The 9601-nt window shown below is 71.0% G+C and carries 11 protein-coding genes; 3 read left to right on the top strand and 8 right to left on the bottom strand.

Translation table 11 applies throughout. From position 1 onward, the window contains the following. Positions 1 to 68 precede the first annotated feature (68 nt). A complete protein-coding gene (locus D7Y13_RS32495) occupies positions 69 to 410 on the top strand; it encodes a DUF971 domain-containing protein (protein WP_120536178.1) in 342 nt (113 codons plus the stop codon). 25 nt (positions 411 to 435) lie between these two features. After that, the gene (locus D7Y13_RS32490; protein ID WP_120585170.1) at positions 436 to 2277 is read left to right on the top strand and encodes a serine/threonine-protein kinase; all 1842 of its coding nucleotides are present in this window, start codon (positions 436 to 438) and stop codon (positions 2275 to 2277) included. A gap of 30 nt (positions 2278 to 2307) precedes the next feature. On the opposite strand, the gene D7Y13_RS32485 is transcribed toward D7Y13_RS32490, so the two are convergent. From D7Y13_RS32485 to D7Y13_RS32465, 5 genes are all read right to left on the bottom strand, one after another. Continuing rightward, the gene (locus tag D7Y13_RS32485) at positions 2308 to 2859 is read right to left on the bottom strand and encodes a ClpXP protease specificity-enhancing factor SspB (protein ID WP_120536180.1); all 552 of its coding nucleotides are present in this window, start codon (positions 2857 to 2859) and stop codon (positions 2308 to 2310) included. 37 nt (positions 2860 to 2896) lie between these two features. Beyond that, positions 2897 to 3379, bottom strand: a complete 483-nt coding sequence (gene smpB / locus D7Y13_RS32480; RefSeq protein WP_120585171.1) for an SsrA-binding protein SmpB — start codon at positions 3377 to 3379, stop codon at positions 2897 to 2899. Between the two features lie 17 nt (positions 3380 to 3396). Next, positions 3397 to 4251 carry a pantoate--beta-alanine ligase gene (panC, locus tag D7Y13_RS32475; RefSeq protein WP_120585172.1) on the bottom strand — a complete coding sequence of 285 codons (855 nt, stop codon included), beginning with the start codon at positions 4249 to 4251 and terminating at the stop codon, positions 3397 to 3399. Positions 4252 to 4253: 2 nt separating this feature from the next. Next, positions 4254 to 5165 carry a 3-methyl-2-oxobutanoate hydroxymethyltransferase gene (panB, locus tag D7Y13_RS32470; RefSeq protein WP_120536183.1) on the bottom strand — a complete coding sequence of 304 codons (912 nt, stop codon included), beginning with the start codon at positions 5163 to 5165 and terminating at the stop codon, positions 4254 to 4256. 168 nt (positions 5166 to 5333) lie between these two features. Beyond that, positions 5334 to 5978 carry a deoxynucleoside kinase gene (locus D7Y13_RS32465; protein ID WP_120536184.1) on the bottom strand — a complete coding sequence of 215 codons (645 nt, stop codon included), beginning with the start codon at positions 5976 to 5978 and terminating at the stop codon, positions 5334 to 5336. 181 nt (positions 5979 to 6159) lie between these two features. Between D7Y13_RS32465 and D7Y13_RS32460 the strand changes: the two genes are divergently transcribed. Then, positions 6160 to 6450 carry a hypothetical protein gene (locus D7Y13_RS32460; protein WP_120536185.1) on the top strand — a complete coding sequence of 97 codons (291 nt, stop codon included), beginning with the start codon at positions 6160 to 6162 and terminating at the stop codon, positions 6448 to 6450. A gap of 4 nt (positions 6451 to 6454) precedes the next feature. Here D7Y13_RS32460 and rsmA read toward each other — a convergent pair whose 3' ends face one another. The 3 genes from rsmA to D7Y13_RS32445 all read right to left on the bottom strand — a co-directional run. Then, the gene (rsmA, locus tag D7Y13_RS32455) at positions 6455 to 7345 is read right to left on the bottom strand and encodes a 16S rRNA (adenine(1518)-N(6)/adenine(1519)-N(6))-dimethyltransferase RsmA (RefSeq protein ID WP_120536186.1); all 891 of its coding nucleotides are present in this window, start codon (positions 7343 to 7345) and stop codon (positions 6455 to 6457) included. Between the two features lie 17 nt (positions 7346 to 7362). Next, positions 7363 to 8361: a tRNA (adenosine(37)-N6)-threonylcarbamoyltransferase complex transferase subunit TsaD gene (gene tsaD, locus D7Y13_RS32450; protein WP_120536187.1), complete on the bottom strand. Its 999-nt coding sequence runs from the start codon at positions 8359 to 8361 to the stop codon at positions 7363 to 7365. Positions 8362 to 8401: 40 nt separating this feature from the next. Continuing rightward, the coding region (locus D7Y13_RS32445) for a tetratricopeptide repeat protein (protein WP_147452541.1) at positions 8402 to 9601 on the bottom strand (1200 nt) is incomplete at its 5' end.

Raw genomic sequence — 9601 nt, 5'->3', positions numbered from 1 at the left:
GGCCCCCCACCCCGCCGGAAGGATGGTAGGGAGGGGGCTTCCTGCCCAAGACTCTGGAAGGTGGACCGGTGAGCAACTTCTGGGACCGCATCAAGCCCGCGGCCAAGCCCATCAGCGCGACGGACGCCAAGCTGTCTGCCGACGGCGAGGCACTGACGCTCACGTGGGACGACGGGGTGACGACGACCGCCACGGCGCAGGTGCTGCGCCAGCAGTGCCCGTGCGCCGCGTGCGTGGACGAGTGGACGGCGAAGCGCACCCTGGACCCCGCGCAGGTGCCCGCGAACCTGCGCGTGTTGCAGATGCAACCGGTGGGCAACTACGCGCTGGCGTTCGTCTTCAGCGACCAGCACAACACGGGCATCTATCCGTGGAAGCACCTGCGCGACATCACCCAGTCACAGGGCTGAAGGCTGAGGCCCCCCGGAGCACTTCGTGACGTCGCGCTATCGGCTGCTGCAACCGCTGGCCACGGGTGGAATGGCGGAGCTGTTCCTGGGGGTGGCGAAGGGCGCGGAGGGCTTCGAGCGCACCGTGGCCATCAAGCGCGTGCTGCCGCACCTGGCGCGCGAGCCGGGCATCGCGAGCATGTTCGTCGCGGAGGCGCGGCTGTCCATGCTGTTGCAGCACCAGAACATCGTCACCGTGCATGACGTGGGCGAAGGCTCCGAAGGGCTCTTCCTGGTGATGGAGCTGGTGGATGGGTGGGACCTGGGCGCCATCCTCCGGGCGGTGAACCGGCAGGGGCTGCGCATCCCGCCGCATCTGGCCGTGTTCATCGCGAGCCAGGCGCAGGCGGGGCTCCAGCATGCGTACCGGCGCCAGCAAGACGGACAGGCGGTGATGACCGCGCACCGGGACGTGTCCCCGTCCAACCTGCTGGTGTCCCGTGAAGGCGAGGTGAAGGTCACCGACTTCGGTATCGCGCGGCTGGAGGGCATCTCGCGCACGGAGCCCGGGGCCTTCAAGGGCAAGGTGCCCTACGCCGCGCCGGAGGTCCTGAAGGGCGAGCCCGCCACGGCGCTGAGCGACCAGTTCTCGCTGGGCATCATCCTGTCGGAGCTGCTCGCGGGGCAGCACCCGTTCGGTCCAGCGGCGGAGCCGGTGGCGGTGGCGTACTCCATCCTCAACCGGGCGCCCGCGTCGCTGCCGGACGTGCCGGCGTCGCTGGCCACGCTGGTGCTGCGCATGTTGTCGCGCGACCCGGCGGCCCGGTTCCCGGAGCCGGAGGATGTGTCCGAGGCGCTCGCGCGGTGGTTGGCGCAGACGGGTGAGCCCGCGTCGTCGCATGCCCTGGCCACGTTCCTGCGCGGGGTGCGGCTGCCTGCTTCCGTGGGAGAGCTGGCCCGGGCCGCCGCCCAGGAAGGCGCGCAGGCACCGTCCGTGTCGTTCGTGGCGTCCGCGGAGCCTCGTCAGGGCGCGCAGACGCCATCCGCTTCGTTCGTGGATTCCGTCGGGCACCGCGACGGCCCGCATCCGAACGCCGGCACGGGGACGGCGGCTTTCGGCTCGGGCGCCGCGCCGTGGAAGGCAGCGGGCCCGGCGCCCGTGCCCGTGGGCGGAGAAGAAGAAGAGGAGCCCTGGAGCCCGAGCCCCGGCGGCGTGGCGCTGTCCGCGACGGGTGAGGTGGTCCACGCTGGTGCGCCGCTCGGGGCTTCGGCCTCCACCGGACGGCCTTCCCAGGGTGTGCCTCCGACTGGACCTTTGCGCGGCGGAGTCATCGCGTCGGGCACTGCTCGCTCCACTGGAGCTGCTTCCGGCTCGCATGCGGACAGCGCGGCGCCGGCACTGGCCACGCATTCGCTCGCCGACGTCCAGGATGCCGGGCTCAGCAACCGCCCCAGCATCCAGCAAGCGGGCTCGGGCGACCTGGAGCTGGAGGAGCGCGCTCCCCGTCCGGAAGGCACGTCGTGGGAGCTGGAACCTCCCGCTTCACCCCTTCCGCGCAGGCGTGGACGCTGGGGACTCGCGGTGGCGTTGTTCGCCGTCGCCACGGTGCTCGCCGGGGGCGTGGTGTTCCTGTGGCCGCGCTACGAGGCCCAGGTGCTGCACACGCTGGGCGGGGGCCAGACGCCTTCGCTCACCATCCGCAGCGAACCCTCCGGGGCGCGGGTGACGGTGGACGGCGTGGACGTGGGCGTGACGCCCGTGGTGATGGACAACGTCTACCCGTCCCGCTCCATCCCCGTGCAGCTCAAGCTCCGGGGACACCGCACGTGGACGGGCTCGTTCATGGGCGGCGCGAAGGCGGACGTGGACGCCCAGCTCAAACGCTGACGTCCACCGCTTCCGCCTTCCGGGTCCGCCCTACTTCACCAGCCGCAGGTGACCGCCGCGACGCGGGGGCTGGGGCTCCTCGGGCGGGCCCCCCTCGGGCGAGGGCACGGCCGCGACTTCCGGACGCGTCTCCGGCTCGTCGGAGTGGTCGCTCTGCACTTCACGCAGGAAGGCACGAGGCCGCTCCGCCGCGACGGGCATGGGCACCGGCGCGGGCTGCGGCGGACGCGCGACGGAGGCGGACGCCACGGGGGGCTGTTGGAGCAGCTCCGGCGGCATCTCCTCCGGGTACATCCAGAACTCCTTCGTCACGTGGCTGGCGATGGCGAACAGCGCCGACCAGGGCACCGCCACCGTGAAGCGCGAACCGGAGAAGCTCAGCGTGGAGCGCACGCCCCACTCGCCCACCGTGAGGTCAGGTGGCTCGAAACGGTAGGAGAGGTTGAGGCGCAGGTGCGCTTCGCCTCGGAGGCTGGCGGGGACGAGCACGCCGGGGCGGCGCGCGTCCAGGTGGATCATCACCATCCCCTGATCCAGCGCGGCCAGGAGCCGCTCCTTCTTGTCGGAAACCTTCTTGTCCATTCCAGCCTGTCCAGCGGGGGAAATTCGGGCGCGCCCTTCAACGACGGCGCACTTCCCGGTCCATCTCCCGCTTCGTCTCCCGTTCCTTGATGTCGTGACGGCGATCTTCGTGCGTCTTGCCGCGGCACAGTGCCAGTTCCACCTTGGCCCGTCCCTTCCTGAAGTACAGCACGAGCGGGATGATGGAGTAACCGCGCTCGCGAACCTTCGCCGTCCAGCGGTCGATCTCCACCCGGTGCATCAGCAGCTTCCGGCCCCGGGTGGGGAGGTGGTCGAACACGCTCGCCGCCTTGTAGGAGCCGATGTGCGCATTGAGCAGGAACAGCTCCGTGCCCTTCTGCAGCGCATAGGCGTCCGACAGGTTGGCGATTCCATCCCGCAAAGACTTCACCTCGCTCCCGGTGAGCTCCAGTCCCGCTTCGATCGTGTCATCCACCGTGTAGTCGAAGCGCGCACGCCGGTTCTCGGCAATGACCTTCACCCCCGGCTCCGCACCCACACCCTTCGACTTTCCGGCCATAACGTGTCCCGAGTCTCCTAACCGCCCAGGGGCATGTTGTCGATGAGCCGTGTGGCGCCAGAGAAGGCCGCCACCAGCACGCGCGCCGTCTGGCCCGGCGCCACCGTCCCGAGGGGCGAGAGCGTCTCCGCGTCCCGCACCTCCACATAGTCCTCACGCAGGTCCGCCGCCTTCAGCTCGCGCCGCACGGCGTCCGCCAGCGCGCCCGTGTCCCGCGTGCCCGAGGCCAGCAGGGCCTGGGCCGCCCGCAGACCCTTCGACAGGGCGAGCGCCCGCTGCCGCTCGTCGGCGGACAGGTAGGCATTGCGGCTGCTCATGGCCAGCCCGTCCGCTTCACGCACCGTGGGCATGCCCACGATGTCCGCCCCCAGGTGCAGGTCGCGGTTGAGCGCCCGGATGACCTGGAGCTGCTGGTAGTCCTTCTCCCCGAACAGGGCCACCGCCGGACGGAACAGCGACAAGAGCTGCGTGACGATGGTGGCGACGCCCCGGAAGTGTCCGGGACGCCGCTCGCCGCACAGCCCCTGGCTGACGTCGGTGACGTCCACGTAGGTCTGGTAGCCGGGCGGGTACATCGCCGCGGGCTCGGGCGCGAACACGGCCTCCACGCCCGCGCTCGCGCACCGTCCCAGGTCCCCCTCGAAGTCGCGCGGGTAGCGCGCGAGGTCCTCGCGGGGGCCGAACTGCGTGGGGTTCACGAAGATGGAAGCGGCCACCACGTCCGCGCGCCGACCGCCCTCCCTCATGAGCGAGACGTGGCCCTCATGGAGAAAGCCCATGGTGGGCACGAGCGCCAGACGGCGGCCCTCCTGCTGGAGGGTGGCCACCCAGGCCTTCACTTCCGGCACGGTGCGCAGGACGCGAGGGGCCATGGCTAGACCGGGGCCCCGTAGATGGCGCCGACCTTCTCCGCGCCCTCGGCGGGCGCATCCACCACTCCGGGGCCCACGGGCGTCGCGGCCACGAGGCGGACGTTCTTGTTCGCCTTGAAGCTGTGGTCCTCGTCGGGGAACGTACCCGCGCGCACCTCCGAGAAGTACGTGCCCGCCGCCTCCGTGATGTTGCCGTGCAGGTTGGCGAAGCGCTTGACGAACTTCGGCTTGAAGTCCGGGTTCATGCCCAACAGGTCGTAGCAGACCAGCACCTGTCCATCGCAGTGCTTGCCCGCGCCGATGCCGATGGTCGGGATCTTCAGGCTCTGGGTGATGGTGCGCGCCAGCTCCAGCGGCACGCCCTCCAGCACCAGCGCGTACGCCCCGGCCTCTTCCAGCGCGAGCGCGTCATCCAGCATGCGGCGCGCGGCATCTTCGTCGCGGCCCTGCACCACGTAGCCGCCCATCTTGTGCACCGACTGCGGCGTGAGCCCCAGGTGGCCCATGACGGGGATGCTGGCGCGCACGATGGCACGCACGGTGTCGGCGAACTCCGCGCCGCCCTCCAGCTTCACGCTGCCCACGTTGCCTTCGGCCACGAGCCGCCCGGCGTTGCGCACCGCTTCGTGCGGCGACACCTGGTAGCTCATGAACGGCAGGTCGCCCACGACGTGCGCCCGCTTCGCGCCCCGGCTCACCGCCGCCGAGTGGTAGACCATCTGGTCCATCGTCACCGGGAGCGTGGAGTCCTGCCCCTGGATGACCATGCCCAACGAGTCACCGACCAGGAGGACGTCCGCCCCACCCTCGTCGAGGATGCGCGCGAACGTCGCGTCGTAGGCGGTGACCATGCAGATCTTCTGACCGGACTGCTTCAGGCGCTTCAGCGTGTGGATGGTGACCTTGTCCTTCACGGTTCACCTCCTGTGGAGACGGGTGGGACAGCCTCGTGGAACGTCAGGCCCCTCGCCGTCCCCAGGGGGATCGCCGGAGGCCAGGGTTCCACGAAGGTGCACTCTAACGCCCCCCGAGGCTCCGTGGGGGGATCACCGCGATATGAACAGCCGGCCAGGCGGGCGGCGTCAGGGCCGCCGGGACGCCTTCGGCACGTAGTGCTGCACGCCGGGCTTCGCGGACTGGATGGCGTGCATCAGCTCCTCGCGGTCGGCTTCGTTGTGCACGAAGTCGATCTCCGAGGTGTTCACGATGAGCAGCGGCGTCTCCGTGTAGTGGGAGAAGAAGTCGTTGTAGGCGTGCGTGAGCGACTCCAGGTAGCCCGCGTCGAACTTGCGCTCGAACTCACGACCGCGCTTCTTGATGCGGTGCAGGAGCACGTCCAGCTGCGCCTGGAGGTAGATGACCAGGTCGGGCCGGGTGACGCGGGGGCCCAGCGCCTCGAAGACGCGGTCGTAGAGGGCCAGCTCGTCCGACGCCAGCGTGAGGTTGGCGAAGATGCGGTCCTTGGCGAACAGGTAGTCGCTGACCGTGACGGAGCGGAACAGGTCCTGCTGGAAGAGCTCCTGCTGCTGGCGGAAGCGCGACAGCAGGAAGAACACCTGCGTCTGGAACGCGAACTTCTGCCGGTCCGCGTAGAAGCTGGAGAGGAAGGGGTTCTCCTCCACCACTTCCAGGATGCGGCGGCTGCCCAGGCGCTCCGTGAGGAGGTTGGCGAGGCTCGTCTTGCCCACGCCGATGGGCCCTTCGACGACGATGTAGCGGTGGTCCATCGGCCCGAGGCCTCCGCCCCCGGTGACAACGCATGCGACGCATGCGCGCGGGGGGCGGATAACACAACCATGCCCCCGTGCATCCGGCAATTTTCGCCGGCCCACCCCGGCCTTGCACTGCCCCCGGGCCATCCCCTACGGTGCCCGCCAACACGCACGCACCACGGGAGTGTTTGGCCAGATGCGCGGCAGGCAGCGGGTGAAGACGGCGGTGGTGGAACTGGAGCCGCGCGAGGAAGCCGCGCCCGCTTCGCGCCCGGCCACGGCCCCGCCCGCACCTCCGGTGGACGTGGATCCACTCTACGGCGTGGCCCTCTTGAAGACGGCCTTCGAGCTGAAGCGCCGCCCGGACGGCTCCGTGGACGAGGTGCTGAGCACGGTGCTCGCGCGCCTGCGCATCGATGAGGGCGAGTTCCGCGCCTTCCTCGCCCAGCAGGGCGGGCTCCTGGCCGCGCTGGGCCAGAAGCACTGAATCCCTAGTCCGCGTCCGGCCCGGAGTCCGTGTCGGATTCGGGTGCGTCCGGAGGCGGAGGCGCCATCGCGGTGACGGGCCCCAATGCACGCTCGATGGCGGCGAACTCCGCGGGCGACAGCGTCTCCGCGCGGCGGCCCGGATCCACGCCCGCAGTCTGGAGCGCGGCGAGCATCACCTCCGGCGTCGCGAGCCCCTTGTCGGACTTGAGCGAGTTGATCAGCGTCTTGCGGCGCTGCGCGAAGCCGGCCTTCACCAGCCGCGTGAAGCGCGCTTCGTCCACCAGCGGCGCGCGGGGCTTGGACAGCCGCGTGAGGCGCAGCACGGCGGAGTCCACCTTCGGGGGCGGATGGAAGCGCCACGCCTCCAGCGTGAGCACCTGTTCGATGTCGAAGTGCAGGCCGAGCAGCACCGTGAGCAGGCCGTAGTCGCGGTTGCCGGGCTCGGCGGCCAGGCGCACCACGACCTCCTTCTGGAGGGTGAAGACGGCGCGCGACAGGTGGGCGCGCTGCGCGAGCACCTGGAAGAGGATGGGGCTGGTGAGGTGGTACGGCAGGTTGCCCACCAGGGCGATTTCGGGCGCGCCGGCCACCTGGGCGAAGTCCACCGTGGCGGCGTTGCCGGACACCACGCGCACGCCGGGGATGGCCTCCTTCTCCAGCACGGCCACCATGTCGCGGTCGCGCTCCACGGCCGTCACCTGCGCGCCCGTAGCGGCGAGGAAGCGCGTGAGGTGGCCCAGGCCCGGGCCCAGCTCCACCACGGGCTCACCGGGGCGCAATTCCAGCGCGTCCGCGATGGACTGGAGCGCGTCCGCGTCTCCGAGGAAGTTCTGGCCCCAGCTGTGCTTGGCGCGCAGGCCGTGGCGCTTGAGGATTTCGCGCGGCGATTCCACTTGGGGGGTTCCCTTCCCTACTCCATGCGCCAGGCGGGGTCGGCCGCGAGGCGGAAGTCACCGCGCAGACCGCGGCGCCACGCTTCATACCCCGCGACGGCGATCATCGCCCCATTGTCCGTGCACAGCCGCACCGGGGGCAGGAACATGCGCAGCCCCCGCTCCTCCGCGCGCTGCTTGCACAGGGCCCGGAGCCTTGAGTTGGCCGCCACGCCACCGCACAGCACCAGCTGCGTGTGGCCCAGCCTCCGCGCCGCGGCGACGAGCTTCTTCGACAGCACGTCCGCCACCGCCTCCTGGAACGACGCGCACAGGTCGTGGAGCGCCTGGCCTTCCGGCACGCCGTGCTTCTGCACGTGGTGCAGCACCGCCGTCTTCAGGCCGGAGAAGGACACGTCGAAGTTGTCGCCCGGCAGCGCGCGCGGGAAGCGGATGGCCTCCGGGTTGCCCTTCTGCGCCAGCTCGTCGATGGGCTGCCCGCCCGGGTACGGCAGGCCGAGGATGCGCGCGGTCTTGTCGTAGGCCTCGCCCGCGGCGTCATCGCGCGTGCGGCCGATGAGCCGGTAGTTCCCGTAGTCGCGCACCTCGTAGAGGCTCGTGTGTCCGCCGGAGACGACCAGCCCGAGGAACGGCGGTGACGGCGCGTCCTCCAGCAGGCGGATGGCGAGCAGGTGGCCCTCCAGGTGGTTGGCGCCGACGAAGGGCTTGCCGGTGGCGAGGCTCAGGCCCTTGGCCACCTGGAGGCCCACGAGCAGCGCGCCGATGAGGCCGGGGCCGGACGTGACGGCCAAGAGGTCGATGTCATCGAGCGTCTTGCCCGCGCGGGTGAGGGCCTCGTGGAGCACGGGCATCACCTGGACGATGTGGTTGCGGCTGGCCAGCTCCGGCACCACGCCGCCCCAGCGCCGGTGGATGTCCACCTGCGTGGAGACGACGTCCGACAGCACCCGCCGGCCGTCCTCCACGACGGCGGCGGCGGTTTCATCGCACGAGGTTTCGAGTCCGAGGACGAGCACGACGACTCCAACAAGGACGGGAAGGCGGAACGCCGGTCGCCTAGGTGCCCATCCCCTTGAGCAGTACGCGCACCTCTTCCGCCGAGCTTCCCGTCGGTTCCAGGTACAGATACTTCTTATAGGCCTCGGCCGCTCGGGGTTCCTGTCCGGAGAGTTGCAGCGAGCTGCCCAGCCAGAACCAGGCCTTCGCGTTCTTGGGCTCCTCCCGGACCACGTCCTGGAGCAGCTTGGCCGCCTCGCGGAAGCCCGCTTCGCTCGCGTTGCTGTTGTTGGCGAGCGAGATGCCCAGGCCCGCCTTGGCCTCCGTCGAGTTCGCGTCGAGCGCGAGCGCCTTGCGGTAGGCCCCCACCGCCGACTTCCAGCGCTTGCTGCCCATCGCCGTGCGGCCTTCCTTGATGAGGTCGGCGTAGGTGGCGACCTTCGCCGGCGCGGCGTCGGGCGGGGCCGTCGGAGCAACGGCGAGGCCCGCGTCAGGGACCGCCGCGGGCTCGGGCGTGGCCGTCTTCTCGGGAGCGCCCGCATCGGGGACGGCCGCGACCACCGTCTGCGGAGGAGCCGTGCCCGCATCGACCGGGGCCTCCACGGTCTTCACGGGCGGCGGCGCGACGACGTCGGGAGGCTTCGGGGTTTCCGGCGGCTTGCGCGCCTCCACGGGCTGCGTGGGCTGCTCCACCTTCGGCGGCGGCACCGGGGTGGTTTCCGAGCCCGAACCCCGGGAGATGACCACCGCGGCCACGGCCGCCAGGAGGACCAGGCCTCCCGCGACGTAGAGCCCCGTGCGCTTGGGCTTCAGCGCGGCCTGCAGCGCAGCGTCGTCCTCGTCGGGCGCTGGCTTCTTCGAAGTCGGAGTCACCGTCGCCGCGACCGGGGCCGGCGACGTCACCACGGGAGCGACGGGGGCGGCCGTGACGGGAGCGGGTTCCGTGAAGGACGCCTCCGACACCGGCAGTTCTTCCTCCACGACGGAGGGCTCCACCGGCGCGCTGGCGGAGGCGGGCGACTCGAAGGGCGTGGTCGCGGGGAACTCGACGTTGAGGCTCGCCGGGCCCACCTGGGGCGGGACGATGCCGTGCCCGGGATACGGCGGCAGCGCGAGCTGCGGCGGTGGGGCCGTCTCCGAGCCCTCGTCCATCGGATCCATGTCCTGGGGGGCCAGGTCCCCGTGCGAGGACTCATGGCCGCTGACCAGCGTGACCTCGGAGGACGGCGGGGCCGGCGTCGGCGGCGGCACGGGGGCCAG

The organism is Corallococcus praedator, from assembly GCF_003612125.1.
Lineage (GTDB): Bacteria > Myxococcota > Myxococcia > Myxococcales > Myxococcaceae > Corallococcus > Corallococcus praedator.
Note: the sequence above shows the minus strand (reverse complement) of the source record. Positions and strands in the feature narration are given on the sequence as shown.

Coding starts and splice junctions, on each gene's coding strand:
- panC (WP_120585172.1), bottom strand. CDS start 4,251: ATGGCCCCTCGCGTCCTGCGCACCGTGCCGGAAGTGAAGGCCTGGGTG.
- smpB (WP_120585171.1), bottom strand. CDS start 3,379: ATGGCCGGAAAGTCGAAGGGTGTGGGTGCGGAGCCGGGGGTGAAGGTC.
- D7Y13_RS32465 (WP_120536184.1), bottom strand. CDS start 5,978: ATGGACCACCGCTACATCGTCGTCGAAGGGCCCATCGGCGTGGGCAAG.
- D7Y13_RS32460 (WP_120536185.1), top strand. CDS start 6,160: ATGCGCGGCAGGCAGCGGGTGAAGACGGCGGTGGTGGAACTGGAGCCG.
- D7Y13_RS32485 (WP_120536180.1), bottom strand. CDS start 2,859: ATGGACAAGAAGGTTTCCGACAAGAAGGAGCGGCTCCTGGCCGCGCTG.